General features: G+C 56.8%; 15 protein-coding genes and 1 tRNA gene. 15 read left to right on the top strand and 1 reads right to left on the bottom strand.

Annotation, left to right across the window (positions count from 1 at the left end):
* Positions 1-20 precede the first annotated feature (20 nt).
* The 5 genes from ACS1BR_RS08635 to ndk all read left to right on the top strand — a co-directional run bounded on the left by ACS1BR_RS08635 (position 21) and on the right by ndk (position 6,698).
* Complete coding sequence (locus ACS1BR_RS08635; protein ID WP_463561548.1) at positions 21-488, top strand: precorrin-2 dehydrogenase/sirohydrochlorin ferrochelatase family protein; 468 nt, start codon at positions 21-23, stop codon at positions 486-488.
* A 579-nt stretch (positions 489-1,067) separates the two neighbouring features.
* Complete coding sequence (gene ileS / locus ACS1BR_RS08630; RefSeq protein WP_463561547.1) at positions 1,068-4,367, top strand: isoleucine--tRNA ligase; 3,300 nt, start codon at positions 1,068-1,070, stop codon at positions 4,365-4,367.
* A gap of 16 nt (positions 4,368-4,383) precedes the next feature.
* Positions 4,384-5,787 carry a bifunctional folylpolyglutamate synthase/dihydrofolate synthase gene (locus ACS1BR_RS08625; RefSeq protein ID WP_463561546.1) on the top strand — a complete coding sequence of 468 codons (1,404 nt, stop codon included), beginning with the start codon at positions 4,384-4,386 and terminating at the stop codon, positions 5,785-5,787.
* Between the two features lie 18 nt (positions 5,788-5,805).
* On the top strand, positions 5,806-6,234 hold the full coding sequence (locus ACS1BR_RS08620) for a DUF4233 domain-containing protein (RefSeq protein ID WP_463561545.1): 429 nt from the start codon (positions 5,806-5,808) through the stop codon (positions 6,232-6,234).
* A 50-nt stretch (positions 6,235-6,284) separates the two neighbouring features.
* Complete coding sequence (gene ndk, locus ACS1BR_RS08615) at positions 6,285-6,698, top strand: nucleoside-diphosphate kinase (protein WP_463561544.1); 414 nt, start codon at positions 6,285-6,287, stop codon at positions 6,696-6,698.
* 72 nt (positions 6,699-6,770) lie between these two features.
* On the opposite strand, the gene ACS1BR_RS08610 is transcribed toward ndk, so the two are convergent.
* Complete coding sequence (locus ACS1BR_RS08610; RefSeq protein ID WP_463561543.1) at positions 6,771-7,397, bottom strand: vitamin K epoxide reductase family protein; 627 nt, start codon at positions 7,395-7,397, stop codon at positions 6,771-6,773.
* Between the two features lie 298 nt (positions 7,398-7,695).
* Between ACS1BR_RS08610 and ACS1BR_RS08605 the strand changes: the two genes are divergently transcribed.
* From ACS1BR_RS08605 to ACS1BR_RS08560, 10 genes are all read left to right on the top strand, one after another.
* On the top strand, positions 7,696-10,695 hold the full coding sequence (locus ACS1BR_RS08605) for an Rne/Rng family ribonuclease (protein ID WP_463561542.1): 3,000 nt from the start codon (positions 7,696-7,698) through the stop codon (positions 10,693-10,695).
* Positions 10,696-10,963: 268 nt separating this feature from the next.
* Positions 10,964-11,275: a 50S ribosomal protein L21 gene (gene rplU, locus ACS1BR_RS08600; protein WP_463561674.1), complete on the top strand. Its 312-nt coding sequence runs from the start codon at positions 10,964-10,966 to the stop codon at positions 11,273-11,275.
* A 53-nt stretch (positions 11,276-11,328) separates the two neighbouring features.
* Positions 11,329-11,586: a 50S ribosomal protein L27 gene (gene rpmA / locus ACS1BR_RS08595; RefSeq protein WP_463561541.1), complete on the top strand. Its 258-nt coding sequence runs from the start codon at positions 11,329-11,331 to the stop codon at positions 11,584-11,586.
* Positions 11,587-11,750: 164 nt separating this feature from the next.
* Positions 11,751-13,343: a GTPase ObgE gene (gene obgE, locus ACS1BR_RS08590; RefSeq protein ID WP_463561540.1), complete on the top strand. Its 1,593-nt coding sequence runs from the start codon at positions 11,751-11,753 to the stop codon at positions 13,341-13,343.
* A 104-nt stretch (positions 13,344-13,447) separates the two neighbouring features.
* A complete protein-coding gene (locus tag ACS1BR_RS08585) occupies positions 13,448-13,678 on the top strand; it encodes a hypothetical protein (protein ID WP_463561539.1) in 231 nt (76 codons plus the stop codon).
* A 68-nt stretch (positions 13,679-13,746) separates the two neighbouring features.
* The gene (gene nadD / locus ACS1BR_RS08580; RefSeq protein WP_463561538.1) at positions 13,747-14,454 is read left to right on the top strand and encodes a nicotinate-nucleotide adenylyltransferase; all 708 of its coding nucleotides are present in this window, start codon (positions 13,747-13,749) and stop codon (positions 14,452-14,454) included.
* A 103-nt stretch (positions 14,455-14,557) separates the two neighbouring features.
* Positions 14,558-15,583 carry a hypothetical protein gene (locus ACS1BR_RS08575; RefSeq protein WP_463561537.1) on the top strand — a complete coding sequence of 342 codons (1,026 nt, stop codon included), beginning with the start codon at positions 14,558-14,560 and terminating at the stop codon, positions 15,581-15,583.
* A gap of 67 nt (positions 15,584-15,650) precedes the next feature.
* A complete protein-coding gene (gene rsfS / locus ACS1BR_RS08570) occupies positions 15,651-16,049 on the top strand; it encodes a ribosome silencing factor (protein ID WP_463561536.1) in 399 nt (132 codons plus the stop codon).
* 137 nt (positions 16,050-16,186) lie between these two features.
* Positions 16,187-16,259 (top strand) — tRNA-Ala (locus ACS1BR_RS08565).
* Between the two features lie 275 nt (positions 16,260-16,534).
* Positions 16,535-17,497 carry an L-lactate dehydrogenase gene (locus ACS1BR_RS08560; protein ID WP_463561535.1) on the top strand — a complete coding sequence of 321 codons (963 nt, stop codon included), beginning with the start codon at positions 16,535-16,537 and terminating at the stop codon, positions 17,495-17,497.
* Positions 17,498-17,623 lie beyond the last annotated feature (126 nt).

Below are 17,623 nucleotides of genomic sequence, written 5' to 3'. Positions count from 1 at the left end.
TGGTCTAACAATTATTCGTCATGAAAAATAGCCCCGTGCTACCCCTTGCCCTGCATCTCAACAATAAAAAAGTTCTGGTGGTCGGTGCCGGCCCCGTGGCCCAACGGCGGATCAACTCGCTTCTGGCAGCCGGCGCCCACGTGCACGTGGTGAGTCCGCACGTCCCAGAACCGATTCAGCTTCTGGCTGACAGCGGAACACTCACCCTAGCTCGACGAAAATTCACAGAAGAAGATCTCAACGGCACCTGGTTAGTCTTTGCCCACACCGGTGACCCGCACACCAACCGGTACATAGCGGAGACAAGCCGACACCAACAGACATGGTGCCTCATGGGCGGTAACGCAGACGAATCCGATATCTGGATGATGGCGCACGCCACCGTCAACCGCGATCTCACGCTCGCCATGAGCGCCAACGCCAACCCGGCAAGGGCACAAAAAGCCCTGGCAGAACTGGCAGCCCACGCGCGCAGTCACGCCCTCTAAGGGGAGGGCGCTCAACTTCTCACCACCAAGACCAACACCCCTCCCAAGCCGACACGCAGAAACCAACTTGCAGACCTGTAATTTGCGTGAGCCTACTCGCCCACAAGCACAAACACCCCGGCCTATCTTGGGGAGAAAACCCGCACCAGGCACAACATCTTGTGGTACCCACCTATCCGCCGTGCACCCCACACACAATCGAACATATATTTGAACACCCCAACCGTTAGACAGTGCCCAAGAAACTGCCTAGACTTGAACCAGTTGCAAAGACCCGGCTATCACCGGCGAGCAATCTGGAAGAACAGACCGTACCTGCAACACCTCACATGTTTCGTTGCGACGAGAGGTGAAGCGGAATAGATACAGTCCCAGTAGAACCAGACGGGTAAGCCCGTAACAGCAGTCATGAAGCGACTGATAACGCTCGAGACTGTGCCGCTCTCCTTCTGGGACCCTCACAATCCCCGAGGGAGTCGGCACAGCCGAGCAATATCAGTAAGCAAGGTGGTACCGCGCCAACAACACGGCGTCCTTGCCAGTCCTGTTGTCACCACGGATTCTTATAAGGGCGTCACCATGAACAAACCCGTATACCCCAAAGCAAGCGCCAGCGGAACAAAAACCGTTGCCGTATCACCGTCTTTCGCCGCACTCGAAGAAAAAACACTGGCCTACTGGGCACAGGACGGCACCTTCCAAGCATCTATTGACAACCGCCCAGCAGGAGAATCCGGCTCCAACGAATTCGTCTTCTACGATGGCCCCCCCTTCGCCAATGGGCTACCCCACTACGGACACCTACTCACCGGCTACGTCAAAGACCTCGTCGCCCGCTACCAAACCCAGCGAGGGCACCGGGTCGAGCGACGCTTTGGCTGGGACACCCACGGCCTGCCCGCCGAACTCGAAGCCATGAAACAGCTGGGCATCACCGAAAAAAAAGAGATCATCGACATGGGCATCGATAAATTCAATACCGCGGCCCGCACCTCCGTCCTCAAATACACCCGCGAATGGCAAGACTACGTCAACCGTCAAGCCCGCTGGGTAGATTTCAACAACGACTACAAAACCCTCAACACCTCCTACATGGAATCGGTCATCTGGGCCTTCAAACAGCTCCACGACAAAGGACTCACCTACCGGGGATTCCGCGTACTACCGTACTGCTGGCGAGATGAAACACCGCTGTCAAACCACGAACTACGCATGGACGACGACGTCTATCAAGACCGCCAAGACCCCTCGGTAACGGTCGCTTTCACCATCACTGACGACCGATCACTGGCTACCTACCCCGACACCGTTGACGCGCTTGCCGGTGTCGAGGCCCTCGCCTGGACCACCACCCCCTGGACCCTGCCCACAAACCAGGCGCTCGCCGTGGGGCCCGAGGTGGAGTATGTGGTGGTTGATGCTGTCGGTGATTTTTCCGGGCGCAGGTTCCTGATCGCCCGCGATCTTCTGGGATCTTACGCGACCGTACTGGGGTTCGACGACGCCGCCGCGGCCGAAGATGCAATCACCGAGAGTTTGACCGGGGAGCGGCTGGCGGGAGTGCGTTACGCGCCGCTCTGGGATTATTTCACCGACACCGAAAAATTTGGTACCGAGAAGGCCTGGCAGATTCTTGTAGCCGACTATGTGAGCGCTACCGATGGTACAGGTCTGGTGCACCAGGCACCGGCCTACGGTGAAGATGACCAAAAAGTGTGCGAGGCTCACGGTATTCCCGTGGTTCTCTCTGTTGACGAGGGCGCCAAATTTTTGCCGCTCTTTGCCGACGAAAGCACCTACCCGGTCGTCCCTCTAGCAGATATTGCCGGGGTGCATGTTTTTGAGGCTAATCGGACCATCATCAACCGTTTGAGACAAGATTCTGCGCTGGTGCAGGAGAAATCCTATGTGCACTCTTACCCGCACTGCTGGCGCTGCCGTAACCCGCTTATCTATAGGGCTGTTACCTCCTGGTATGTGCGGGTGACAGAGTTTAAAGAGCGGATGATCCGGCTGAACCAGAAAATTAACTGGATTCCGGACAACGTGAAGGACGGCCAGTTTGGTAAGTGGCTGGACAATGCTCGCGACTGGTCGATTTCCCGTAACCGCTTCTGGGGTTCACCCATTCCCGTATGGGTCTCGGACAACCCCGCCTATCCGCGCGTTGATGTCTACGGTTCGTTGGCTGAGCTTGAGGATGCTTTTGGTCGGCTACCGCTCAACGGGCAGGGTGAGGTTGACCTGCACCGACCCTATATCGATGAGCTGACCCGGCCGAACCCCGACGACCCCAGCGGAAAATCGACTATGCGCCGTGTTGAGGACGTACTCGATGTGTGGTTTGATTCGGGATCTATGCCCTTCGCCCAGGTACACTACCCCTTTGAGAATAAAGAGTGGTTCGAAACCCACAACCCGGCAGATTTTATTGTTGAGTATATTGGGCAGACCCGCGGCTGGTTCTATATGCTGCATATTCTTTCGACCGCGCTCTTTGACCGCCCCGCCTTCACCAACGTGATCTCTCACGGTATTGTGCTCGGATCAGACGGGCAGAAGATGTCCAAATCTTTGCGCAACTACCCCGATGTGCACGAGGTGCTTGACCGTGATGGTTCGGATGCCATGCGATGGTTCCTGATGTCATCACCTATCCTGCGCGGAGGGAACCTGGTGGTGACCGAGCGGGGAATCCGGGAGGGGGTACGACAGGTCATGCTCCCACTGTGGAATGTGTACCATTTCTTCACCCTCTACACCAATGCCGCCAACGAGGGCCGCGGCTACGATGCGCAACTGCGCTATACCTCTGACCACGTGATGGACCGTTTTATCCTGGGCAAAACCCGCCAGCTTATACAGAAGGTCACAGTCCACATGGATCACTACGACGTGTGGGCTGCCACCGAAGAACTACGGAGGTTCACCGACACTCTCACCAACTGGTATGTGCGCCGGTCACGGGAGCGGTTTTTTGCTGAAGACCCGGTTGCTTTTGACGTGCTGTACACCGCTTTATCCACGGCGATGAAGGTGGCAGCCCCCCTGTTGCCCCTGATGAGCGAGGAGATATATCGGGGGCTGACCGGTGAACGCTCCGTACACCTTACCGACTGGCCCCGGGAGGATCTTTTCAGCGACGAGAGCCAACTTATCCGCCGAATGGAGCTGACCCGTATGATCTGCTCGGCAGGATCAGCCCTGCGCAAGGCAGAGAACCTGCGGGTGCGCCAACCGTTGCGGCTGCTCACCGTCGCTGTACCGAACGGGCAAGAGCTCGACGGAGTATTCGCGGATATCATTGCCTCAGAACTCAACCTCAAACGGGTTAAGCTGCTTGACTCTGCCACGGTGAGTCCGGCTGATTTCGGTATCTCACAACAGCTGAAAGTCAACGCGCGTCAGGCCGGCCCCCGCCTGGGGCAGCAGGTACAGGTGGCAATTAGGGCCTCCAAATCGGGAGACTGGAGAATCGACGAGTCCGGCACCGTGCTCGTGGGCCTGAACACAGTTGAGGGCGGCTTGGCACTTGAGCCAGAAGAATACGAGCTTGAGACCGTGGTGGTAGAGTCCAACACAACCGCAGAACAGGCGGTCTCGGTTCTCACCGGAGGCGGCTTCTTGGTACTGGATACCCATCTCACCCCCGAGCTTCACGCAGAAGGGGTTGCCCGTGACACTATCCGCGCTATACAGAACACCCGCAAAGAGGTAGGACTCCATGTGTCCGACCGCATCATACTCGGCCTTGCAGCACCGCTAGACACCCTCGACGCTGTGCGGGCTAACGAAGCACTGGTGGCCGCCGAAACACTGGCAAAAGCAGTCTCCTACAGCGAAGCCGACGAACTAACAATCACGGTGGAGAAAATATAGGTTGGTGAACAGCACTATGGAACACAACAATTTTTCGGCGGCCGGGACCACCGGCGGCCCGCAATCGAACACACGGGTTGACGAGGTCTATCAAACCCTATTAGACCGCGCCCCAGAAAACACCATGCAACCGCGGCTGGAGGCGGTACGCCGCGCCGTTGAAATCCTCGGATCTATCGAGAAAACAGCACCGGTTATTCACATCACCGGAACCAACGGAAAAACATCCACCGCCCGCATGATCGAGCGCCTCCTCATGGCCCACGACCTACGCACCGGCCGCTACACCAGCCCCCACCTCACCCGGGTAACCGAGCGAATCAGCATAGACGGTGAACCGGTTCCCGACCACACCTTTGTAAGGATCTGGGAAGAGATAGAACCCTATATACAGATAGTTGACCGGGAACTTAACGACCGCAACCAACCCCGACTCACCTATTTCGAAACACTCACGGTACTGGCTTTCGCGATCTTTGCCGACACCCCGGTCGACGTCATGATCCTGGAAGTGGGCATCGGCGGAACCTGGGACGCCACCAACATTGCAGAAGCCCAGGTATCCGTCATCACCCCCATCGGGCTCGACCACACCGATATGCTAGGCACAACCCTGTCCGATATCGCAGCAGAAAAACAGGGAATTATCAAGGACAACGGCTTCCTGGTCTCCGCCGCCCAAGCCCCCGAAGCAGCCCAGGTACTGCTGGACTCCGCCAGAGAACACCGGGCACGCTTCTGTTTTGAGGGAATAGAATTTGGGGTAACAGACCGACACCCCGGAGTGGGCGGCCAACTCATATCCATCCGCGGACTCGCCGACACCTACAACGATATACCCCTTCCCCTCTTCGGAGCCCACCAAGCACAGAATGCCGCGGTGGCGCTCGCGGCGGTTGAGGCATTTATGGGCGGGGGCGAGCAGCCCCTCAATATTGAGCTGGTGCGCGCTGGCTGGCAGGAACTCGTGTCCCCGGGTCGTCTGGAAGTCGTGAGGAACTCGCCCACGATAGTCGTTGATGCCGCCCATAACCCGCACGGGACCGCGGCCGCAGCCCGGGCTTTTAAAGAGTCTTTTACCCCGGATAAACTCACCGTGGTGATCGGCGTGCTCGAGGATAAAGATGTCCGCGGTATTTTTGAGGTGATTCGTCAAGAGTACATTGACTCCACCGACTATGACACCACAATTTTTTTGACAGAGTCGACCTCACCGCGGGCAATTCCCGCAGAAGAACTACGCGATCTCGCCCTTGATGCCGGCCTTGATGAGGGGCGGCTTGAGACCTTCCCCCATCTGCATGATGCCCTGACCGCAGCTATTGCGGCGGCAAAGAGCCGGCCGGAGGAAACGGATGCGGTGTTGGTGACAGGCTCCATCACCGTGGTGGGGCAGGCCCGGGAGCTTTTAGGACTGTAGGGGGAGCAGATGATAAGGATGACCCGATCCCAGCGACAGTGGCGGCCGGGGCAGACCAAGAAGCCGTCATCGGTCAAAATCATGCTCGCTTCGACGGTGCTCAGCCTTGAAGCCCTGGTTGCTTTCTTTGCAACTCTGGCGACCTTCGGCATGAATTTTACCGCCGGTACGGGGATAAAGACGGCAATTTGGGTGCTGGGTATCGGGCTGGCTGTAGCCTTCGCGATCACCCCGGCTTTCCTCAAAAGACCCTGGGGCTATAGGGTGGGGTGGGCCCTGCAAATCCTACTGATCTGCGGTGGTTTTGCTCTTACCCCCGTATTTTTTATCGGTGCCTGCTTTGCCTGCGCCTACCGATATGCGCTGGTTACCGGCGAGAGACTTGACAGGGAGAACGCGCAGCGAGCGGTGGAGCAGCGGGAATGGGAACAGAACAATCCCATCTAGCTCACACCGCGCGGTGTTGCCGGCAGAAAGTACAAACAAAAGGAAAGAAAATGACAGAGCGTAGTCTTATTTTGGTCAAACCCGACGGCGTTGAGCGCGGGCTTACCGGAGAGATCATCGCCCGTATTGAGCGTAAAGGATACCGGCTGGTTGAACTCAAAAAAGTACGGGCAACAGAGGAGATTCTTCACAGCCACTATGCTGAGCACGCCGGTAAACCCTTTTTTGAGCCCCTGGTTGATTTTATGCTCTCTGGCGCTGTGGTAGCCGCAATTTTTGAGGGTGAACGTGTGGTGGAGGGAATCCGCACCATCATGGGTCCCTCGGACCCCACGGTGGCCCCCGCCGGTACCATCAGAGGAGACTACGGACGCTCGTGGGGATCGGGAGTGCAGAAAAATCTGGTCCACGGCTCGGATTCCCCCGTATCGGCAGAGCGCGAGATCGGAATCTGGTTCGCCTAGTATCTCCGGTATAGAAAATTTAACGGTGCAATAGTGCGCGAGTAAACCGGGGTAGCGGCGATGTTCTAGACCCTAGAACATCGCCGCTATGACATCAAAGAACCTGATAAATATGATTCCGAAGACCAGGAGCAAGATCAGCGCGATCATGAACCAGGACCAGCCCCCGGCAGATTCTCGCAGATGCTCGGGAGCGGCAATAACACCGCTGCTGATATTACGGGCGGTTACCCGCACCAGCAAGACAATCTGCATCACCCACACGACCATGCAAAAAATACACAGGGCGTTGATATTGAAGGTGGTGTTGTACCAGAGATAAACAACAAAGATGAAAGCCAGAAGGTGCCCGATATTCATGCAGATCCAGAACCATCGGGAGAAACGGGCCCCGGCCAGAAGACTCATCGCAATGGTCAGCACAATTGCGTAACCCACTAACCCAATAAAAGGATTGGGGAAACCGAAGACCTCGGCGTAGGGTGTGCGCATCACCGTGCCGCAGTTGAGCAGCCCGTTGACATCGCAGATAGATACGTGGGAGGCATCCATATAGATGCGCAGCCGCTCAGCCACGAGTATGCACGACGATACGAAAGCCAGAACTCCGGTGACCAGCGATAGAATCGCAAACGATCTATCACCATGGTCTAGCTGCTGGACGTCCTCACGGCTGCCTGCCGCGGTTTCTGCTGACATGTTTCCCTCCAAAGATTAAAACCTTAGCCCATAATACTGATATAGAGGCAATAAATCTTTGTGCAGTGTGAGACAATAGCAGCGGCTGCTTTTTTGTCCGCACACAAGAGGGCGGCCCGGTACGAGGATTCCGATCTGCCAGTGAGCCGCGGTAACCGCGAAGACTGCACACCAAAGTTCGGTGCGAGATGCGCCGACTCGGAAAGAAACACTTACCGCCCCTGTCGCTGTGAGCGGCCGATCGAAGCGCGATCAACTCACAGTAAATCGCCAGACACGGCTTGAGAGACAGCGGGGAATGCAAGACTTTTGGGTTGCGCTCATCGACCCAGACCGTATGTGCTCTCACCGGTGCGGCAGGGAGGGCGCAGGAGTATATCACATGAACGAATCAACCGAGTTTTCACGGCAGACCGCGCAGAGTGAGTCAGCCGCCGCGGCCGAAATGCCAGAAACTGATAGTGCCGAAACACCCCGCGGGGAGGGTGCATCCCCGGAAACTGAGGCGGCTACAGAAGGTACCAATCAGCCCCCTCACAGGTCCCAGCGGGAACTCATGGCCGAAGAACTACAAAGTATTACCGCAGCCGCGGCAGCAAACAGCTTGCTTTTCTTTTCCCCCAACCTCGATGAGATCGGGGAGAAGGTCCGGGCCGAGCAACAGGCTAGGAAAGAAGCTCAAGAGGCTGAGCGGCGCCAGCGGAGGCTAGCCGAACTCACCCACGACGAAGACGAGGTGACATCGCGTCGCCGCAGGCGCCGTCGCCGCGGTGATGTCGATATTGAAATTGACGGTGGGGCAGAGGATGACCCCGAGAACACCGTCACCAAGGTGCGCACACCGCGTTTGGCGGACTCCCACACCGGCAACCGGGTAGCGGGGGTGCGCGGATCAACCCGCCTGGAGGCGAAGAAAATGCGCCGCCGAGAATCTCGCCAGACCGGCCGCCGCCCCCGGGGTCTCTCCGAGGCGGAGTTTTTGGCCCGTCGCGAATCGGTGGACCGGCAGATGCTGGTGCGACAAAAAGATGACCGTATTCAGATTGGAGTTCTCGAAGACGGTATTCTGGCGGAGCATTTTGTTTCAAAGACACAGCAGGATTCCCTGATTGGAAACGTATACCTGGGTAAGGTACAAAACGTACTGCCGTCGATGGAGGCAGCCTTTGTCGATATCGGCAGGGGACGAAATGCCGTGCTGTACGCGGGCGAAGTCAACTGGGATGTTTCGGGCCTGGACGGCACACCCCGCAAGATTGAGAATGCACTGAAGCCGGGAAATTCTGTTCTGGTGCAGGTGACCAAGGATCCGGTGGGTCATAAAGGTGCCCGGCTCACCAGTCAGGTGTCCCTCCCGGGCCGTTTTTTGGTCTACGTGCCGGGGGGATCCATGACCGGTATCTCTCGTAAACTCCCCGATACCGAGCGGGCTCGACTGAAGAAAATTCTCAAAGATAAGCTGCCCGATGGTGCGGGTGTAATTGTGCGTACCGCTGCGGAAGGCGCGTCTGAAGACGAGCTGACCCACGATATTAACCGTTTGCGCGCCCAGTGGGAAGAGATTCAGGAGCGGGCAGAAGCACCGCGCACCCTGGCTCCCGAGATGCTCTACCAGGAACCCGATCTCACCATTAAAACGGTGCGCGATGTTTTCAATGAAGATTTCACATCAATGACCGTGCAGGGGCAGGAAGCCTGGGATTCTATCGAGGCCTATGTGACCTATATGGCCCCCGATCTGGTTGATCGCCTGAAGAAATGGGAGGGCGAAGAAGACCTTTTTGACCATTTCCGTCTTGAGGAACAGCTGCACAAGGCCCTCGAACGTAAGGTCTATCTTCCCTCCGGTGGTTCACTGGTGATCGACCGTACCGAGGCAATGACCGTGGTCGATGTGAACACCGGGAAGTTCACCGGTTCCGGCGGCAACCTTGAAGAAACCGTGACCAAGAATAATCTTGAGGCAGCCGAGGAGATTGTGCGTCAGCTGCGTCTGCGCGATATTGGCGGGATTATTGTGATCGATTTTATCGATATGGTGCTGGAATCTAACCGGGAGTTGGTTCTGCGTCGTTTGGTAGAGTGCCTGGGCCGTGACCGCACCAAACATCAGGTGGCTGAGGTCACCTCACTGGGGCTGGTGCAGATGACGCGTAAGCGCATGGGGACCGGTCTGCTCGAAGTATTTTCAGAACTCTGCGAAGCCTGCGCTGGCCGGGGTGTTGTCGTACATGACCAGCCGCTCAAAGGTCAGGCCGGTGGACTGTCTGATTTCATGCACCGCCAGGACCAGGAAGATCGCCGTAAGGCGCGTAAACAGCAGCGGATTCGTGAGTCACGCGCTGAAGAGAAGAAAGAAGTTGACTCTGAGCAGGAGCAGAGAAATGAGGCGCGGCGGGCGGCGCTGGCCACTATTGCTGCCGCCACCCAGAACGACTCCTCCAATGACGAGGCTCAGCCGGAGTCAAAGAATGCCCGTAAGCGTAAGCGCCGGAAGAAGAACCGTCGAGAGGCCGCAGCGATCTCGGCGCAGCACCACGGAGATCAGCAGGCACCATCCCAGGAGCCCGATCTGGTGCTCACCATCGGTGATGAGGTTATTGAGCTTCCCCACCACAGGCGGGAAGAAACTACCGACGCCCCTGCATTGACTGCCGGTGAGCAGGGATCTTTGACCCTGGAGTCGCTGGTAGAGGTTTTCGATCAGAAGACCGAACAGCGGGGAACTAACCCCCGCAAAAATAGACGTCAGCGGGTGAAGGGCGAGGAACCTGTTAAGAATACTGACGCTGGCCGGCCTGTAGACGGTGATATTGATTCTCGATTTACCCAGAATTCATCGCGCTACGATGCTATCCGTGCCGGTGAAGCACGGGCGAGAGCATCGCAGAAGGCGGGCAGGGATCTTTCAGCCCGTGAGACGGGAAATCTTACGCAGGTTGTCGAGCAGTCTCGGCACGAGCAGAAGGTTGCAGAGAAGCCTCTGCTGACCGGTAGGGCTCGACCGGGTAGCGTCAATGCTGCACCACCGGAGGCTGGGCCCGCTGTCAGCAAGCAGGAGAAAGCAGAGCAGTCGGTGCCTCCGAAGAAGCGCCGTTCTCGTCGTGCGGCTAGCAGCGGGACCGGCGGTACTGTCACAACCCGGCAGGAAAGCGCTGCGGTTGCGGCCGGTACAGCGGTTTCTTCGACCGCGGTACCGCGGCGGGCCGAGGAGAGCACAGCCCCGGTTATGCTGGGCGTGGGAGTATCGGCATCAGATATTAAGCGGGAGGGTAAAGCGGACACCCAAGACACCTAGGGCGCCCTCACCGCACTACCGGGGTAAGTGTCTCAGCCAGCCTGGCGTGTCACTTGCCCCGGTTGCTTATATGCCGTAACCTTTTTAGCTGGTGCTGTTTTCACAAGCAAACGTTAGCGTGAGATCAGCGGAATACCGCACGGTATTCAACCACGATCGAGAACGCCCCTGTTCATCATCGAACGGAAATGTGACGACCGGTGAACGGATAGGATTTTTACGCGTTCTTCACAGAGTTAAAATGACGTCAAGAGAAGTGAGTTCCCAAGTGGCATACGCAATTGTTCGTGCTGGCGGCCGCCAGGAAAAGGTCTCCGTGGGAGACCGTATTACCCTTGACCGCGTCGCTGGCGAGCCCGGAAGCACCTTCGAGCTTCCCGTGCTGCTGCTGGTTGACGGGGATAAGGTCACTACCGATGCAAAGGCCCTGGCTCAGGCCACGGTCACCGCTGAAAAAATTGAAGATCTTCGCGGTCCCAAGATTGTTATTCAGAAGTATAAGAACAAGACCGGTTACAAGAAGCGTCAGGGCTTCCGCGCTGAGCTTACCAACGCTAAAATTACCGCAATCCAAGCGTAAGCTCCGTAAAAACCGATCATTAACAGAAATTCTTTTACCTAAGGTAGGCAGCAATGGCACATAAGAAGGGCGCAAGCTCCACCCGCAACGGCCGTGATTCGAACCCCCAGTACCTCGGTGTTAAGCGCTACGGCGGTCAGACCGTCAATGCCGGCGAGATTCTCGTTCGCCAGCGTGGCACCCACTTCCACCCCGGCAACAACGTGGGCCGCGGCGGAGATGACACCCTGTTCGCTCTGGCGGCAGGCAGGGTTGAGTTCGGTACCCGCAGGGGCCGCAAGGTTGTCAACATTCTGACAGCGGCAGAATAAGCCGATCGACAAAACCGCGAAGAGGGCAAACACGGGTAGACGTGTTTGCCCTCTTCTGCACCGTATAGAGTTCAAGTACCATGTGCTGACATGTGGGGGATGCTACCCCTGTGGCACAATGAGACATAGTCTCTCAACCTTTCTAACCCCGAGGAGAAGCTTTCGTGGCAGACTTTATTGACCGCGTCGTCCTGCACGTATCCGGTGGTAACGGCGGAAACGGGTGTGTTTCGGTACGTCGTGAGAAGTTTAAGCCTCTGGGTGGGCCCAACGGCGGTAACGGCGGAAACGGCGGTGATGTGGTGTTGCGTGTCGATGGGCAGTCGACCACCCTGCTGGAATTTCACCACAGTCCTCATCAGCACGCACCCAACGGTGATATTGGCCGGGGAGATATGTCGCACGGCTACAACGGTAATTCGCTGGTTCTTTCTGTGCCTCAGGGCACCGTGGTCAAAGATACGCAGGGTAAGGTGCTTGCCGATCTTGTGCGGGAAGGCGATGAGTTTGTTGCCGCCCGCGGTGGTGCTGGCGGCCTGGGGAATGCGGCGCTTGCCTCGCCCCGGCGGAAAGCCCCGGGGTTTGCTCTGCTGGGGATCCCGGGGGAGAGCAAAGATATTATCCTCGAGCTTAAATCAATCGCGGATGTGGCCCTGGTGGGGTATCCCAGCGCCGGTAAATCATCGCTCATTGCGGCTATATCCGCTGCTCGACCTAAGATTGCTGATTATCCATTTACCACCCTGATCCCGAATCTGGGAGTGGTAGAGGCGGGGAAGACCCGTTATACGGTTGCCGATGTTCCGGGTCTGATTGAGGGAGCCTCGCAGGGTCGGGGACTTGGCCACCAGTTCCTGCGTCATGTTGAAAGGTCATCGGCGATTGTGCACGTGATCGATTGTGCGACCCTGGAGCCGGGGCGGGACCCGGTCTCGGATTTTGAGGTTATTCGCGGCGAGATGGAGAACTATCGGGTTGATCCTACCGCAGGTCTCGCGGTGCCGCTGAATAAGCGCCCCCAGCTGGTGGTTCTCAACAAAATCGACGTGGCCGAGGCGAGGGAACTTGCAGATTTTGTTCGCCCCCACTTTGAGGAGCTGGGTTTTCGTGTTTTTGAGGTCTCAACCGCATCGCACGAGGGGCTGCACTCCCTGATCTTTGCGATGGCACAGATCGTTGAAGAAAATAGGGAGAAAAGGAAGTCGATCGAGTCTTCTGAGGCGCAGGTACCCGCCGTTATCCGCCCCCGAGGGTTCCGCAACCGTAAGCAGCAGGAGTTTAGTATCCGCAGGGAGGAGCGTAACCTGGAACCCCTTTACCGGGTGCTGGGGGAGAAGCCCGAGAGGTGGGTGATGCAGACCGATTTTAACAACGATGAAGCGGTGGGATACCTTGCCGATCGTTTTGCAAAGCTGGGGATAGAAGACGAACTCTTTAAGCAGGGAGCGCGAGCGGGGGATGCCGTGGTGATTGGCCGGGAAAAAGACTCGGTAATTTTTGACTGGGAACCCACTATGGTGGGGGGCGCTGAGGTGCTGTCATCGCCACGAGGCACCGATTCGAGGCTCGAAGAGATTATTCGTCCCACCCGTGCGGAGCGTAAGGCACACTACCATGAGCGCATGGATGCGAAAGCGCAGGCCCGTGCTGAGCTTGAGGCTGAGCGCGTTGCAGGAGTGTGGACAGAGTCTGTGGACGCGAAGAAGAAACGTAAAGCAGGTGCTGCCGACGATAAGGGCGGGTCCACCCGCGGATAGAAACGTGCCGCTAGGGGTGAAATGAGCACTGAATCTATGCTCCAACCGGTAGCATGTAGGTAGTATTTTATCTACCGCGCATAGCTTCTGGAGAGGATTTAACGATGGACTCGGCACTGATTCTTGCCGCTGAGGAACACGCCGAACGTGTGTTGCTTGGTATACCCACTTACTGGTTTGCTGTTATTGCTGCGGCGGTTTTTTTACTGGCTTTCACTATCACCGTTTCTTTTAGCGGACGCGGTGTGGTGCGCCCGGATCGGGTGCCCGGCAATTTAGGGGACGATGAGCAGCAGATGCTCAGCAAGTACCGTTCTAAGCGTGACGCCGAGTAATAGCGGTGGGTTGCTGCGAACACCACCGCGGTGTCCGCACCGATCTGCCTCTGTTGGCGGGAGAATTGTTGACTACAGATACACCCCATATTTTTGATACCTCCAAAATTCCACCCCGCAGAGAGGGTCGTACCCGGCTGGGCGTTATGGGGGGAACTTTTGACCCCATTCATCATGGACACCTGGTGGCCGCAAGCGAGGTGGGTGCTCTTTTTGATCTTGACGAAGTGGTTTTTGTCCCTACGGGGCAGCCCTGGCAGAAGTCTGCTCAGCAGCGGGTTTCGGATCCCGAACACCGCTACCTGATGACGGTTATTGCAACGGCGTCAAACCCCAGTTTTACGGTGAGCCGGGTCGATATTGATCGGGGAGGAGCGACCTATACTTTTGATACGTTGACCGATCTTAAACGGTTGCGGCCCTGTTCAGATCTTTTCTTTATTACCGGTGCCGATGCCATGAACCAGCTTGTAACCTGGAAAAATGCGGATAAGCTGTGGGAGCTTGCCTATTTTGTGGGGGTTACCAGGCCCGGTCATCAGTTGAAAACCCCCGATGCGGACCCTAGCTACTATTCGCTGGTTGAGGTGCCTGCGCTGGCGATCTCTTCAACGGATGTGCGGCGCCGGGCCGCCGCACATATGCCGGTGTGGTACCTGGTTCCCGATGGTGTCGTGCAGTATATCAACAAATACAGTTTGTATTCCGGTGGTGACAGGGCACTACAAGAGCTCCACCCGCATTCAGATGGTTTGCCGCAGCAGGGGGTGCAGTAGTTACCGGTAAAGAGCACAATCTGCGGGGAGCCCCATGTTCTTCCCGGCGATTGTTAAGATGGTAGAGGACGGAAGACCGATTGGGTGTAAGGTTTTATAGCATATGACTGACAAAGATGATGGTGCTAAGGACGATGCGTCGTCGTACCTCAACGAAACATTTGTGACCGATGACGGCATTGAGGTCCCACCGCCGTCGCGCCCTATGGGCCCGAGGCGTCTGGCACGCTACCGCGATGATGCTGCCGCCTACCTGCGTGCGCTTCGCGACGGTGATACTCTTCCTGCCGAGACGGTGCCCTATCTGGTGCTTCCCGAAGAAGACGGTGGGGAGCCCCGTGCCGATACGCGGGCTATTCAGCAGCGTTTTAACACTCTGGCCCAGCAGGGCGGTATTGACACCGATACCCAGACATCCGACGATCTTTTTAGCGGTGGGGGAAAAGACACCCGAGATGATGTGGCTGTGCCCGATGCCGCACAGCCTTCTGCTCCTCCCGGTATTGGGCCGGATGCGGAGCCGGCAACGGTCGAGCAGATTATTGCCGGTTCTTCTGGGGCGTCCGATCTCACTCCGCAGGAGCAGGTGATTAGCGCCAGCGATATTGGTGTGGGTGGCGACCTGGTCTTTGAGGAAGATGAGCTGGGCGATTTTACCGGACTTGAGGATGAACTAAAGGCTGAGTCCGGCGATATCGATGGTGCCGAAAACGTCGATGACTATGTCGGGCCCGGTATTGATGATGATACCGAACACGGTTTGGTTGATACGGACCTGGGCCCAGACGAGGGTTTTATCAGCGGTGAGTTTATCGACGGTGAAGAAAACGACTGGGCTGAATCCGATGATGTAGCAGATACGCTGGACCTTCCAGATCCGGTGCGTGCGCTGGATGCACGAGGACTCGACCTCGACCGTATCGAAACCTCGATTGACGATGACCCCGACGAAGATTTTGATCCGGCGGCTTCCGGTGACGTTATCGAGGGGCAGCGCGATGTACTACAGCCCACTGTTGAGTCTCTTGGGGTGGATGAGGAGAAAACATCGCGGGGCAAAATATGGTTTCTGATTTTTCTTCTGCTGGTGATCCTTGCCGTGGTGGCGGCATGGTTCTTCTTTCAGTGAGCTTGTATTTTTTGATGTATAGGGCGGGTGGGCAGGCGCAGGAGTCTGCACCCGGTGAAAGGATATAATGACCGCATCTGACGAGTCGATTGAAGCCCTCAAAATTGCTGCCCGGGCAGCTGAGGCTAAACAGGGTACCAACCTTTTTGCCGTTGATGTCTCGGAGACTATGGGGCTTATTGATGGGTTTCTGGTGGTTTCTGCTCACAATGAGCGTTTGGTAAACGCGATTGTTGACGCGGTTGAGGAGGACATGCAGCAGCGAGCCGGCCTGAAACCGGTGCGTCGCGAAGGCCGGGCGACCGGCCGCTGGGTACTGCTGGATTTTGAGGATATTGTGGTGCACGTGCAGCACGAGGAAGACCGAGCTTTTTATGCCCTGGAGAGGTTGTGGGCGGAAGCACCGCGAGTCGAGCTGGGGGTTGAGCACGAAGTACCGGTTGATGATGCTGGTCAGGCTCGGTGAATTACTGTAGACGATGAAAAGCGGTTGGACTGGTTCGCCTCTATCGGTGCATGAGGCCGCTGATGAGGGGGACTTGCATTTTTTCTTTGCGGCCGTGTACACTAAAGGAGTGCTTACGGCACAGTAAAAAATAATATGGGGATATGGCGCAGCTGGTAGCGCATTTGCATGGCATGCAAAGGGTCAGGGGTTCGAGTCCCCTTATCTCCACGGTTGCCCGTTGGTGTTGATATAGTTTCACGCCGACGGGCTTTTGTTTACCCTTTTAAGGCGGGTGTCGCTAGCGCATAGGGCTCCGGGGTTGGAACACGTAACGGCAAAATGTGAGAATCATTTGGTTTTAATGGAGCGATGATCGTCTCTTGGTGAGATAATTCGATAAATACCACACAAACCCACAGAAATGCATGTATTACCAGAAGATCCGTGGGATACTTGGAGAGGACACTTTCTACCCACATACTCATCGAAGGGAAGCCGAGACTATGGCTATACAGGAGAAAAAAGGCACAAAACTGGGTGTTATCGGCGCCGGCGGAGTCGGCTCAGCAACCGCATACGCGGCCACCCTGCGCGGGTCTGCCGACGAGGTGGTCATCTACGATATCGCCGGTCAGCTTGCTGAAGCGGAAGGGCTAGATATTGCTCACGGAACCATGTTTGCCCACGAAACCGCAGTTTCAGGTGGCAGCGACGTAGAAATTTTGCGAGACTGCGACATGATTATCGTGACCGCAGGTGCCCGCCAAAAACCCGGCCAGCCCCGTCTAGAACTTGTCGATGCAAACGTCAAAATCTTCCAGTCCATGCTGCCACAGGTAATGGAGGTTGCCCCTCGCGCAATCCTCATGATTGTGACCAATCCCTGCGATGTGCTCGCGGTTGTCGCCCAGAAAATTACCGGGCTGTCCAACGACCGCTGTTTCGCCTCGGGCACGGTACTTGACTCTTCTCGCCTGCGCTGGCTCATTGCGGAAAAGGCCGGTGTGTCTATTCGCTCGGTCCACGCCAATATTGTGGGTGAGCACGGCGATTCGGAATTTCCCGTATGGTCGGCAGCAAACATCGGTATGGTCCCCATCGAGCAGTGGACCCGCGATGGAAAACAGGTTTTCACTGACCGGGTTAAAGAGGAACTAGCGGAAGATGTGATGAGAGCAGCCTACAAGGTGATCGAGGGCAAGGGGTCAACCAACTATGCTATCGGTGTTTCTGCCTCCCGTATCGCCGAGGCTGTCTTGAATGGCGAACAGGCTGTGCTCCCGGTATCGACCCAGCTTAAAGGTCGCTACGGTATTGAGGGCGAGGCAGCGGTTTCGCTCCCATCGGTGGTATCTTACCGCGGGGTGGAGCGCGTGCTCGATGTCCCCATGAGCGATGGTGAGCTCGATCGGCTACGGAAGTCGGCACAGGCAATCGATGAGGTTATTCAGGGTATCACCTGGTAGAGCAGCGCTGATACGGGGCGGGCAAGCTTTCCGGTTTGCCCGCCCTTTGTGCTTAAAAAACCGTAACCGTAGTGGCCGAGACAAAAAACGGCTAGGCTAAAAATAGGGTCCCGCGGGGATCAAAAA

The sequence above is a fragment of the Rothia sp. 18CD1-1 genome, assembly GCF_055285355.1.
Note: the sequence above shows the minus strand (reverse complement) of the source record. Positions and strands in the feature narration are given on the sequence as shown.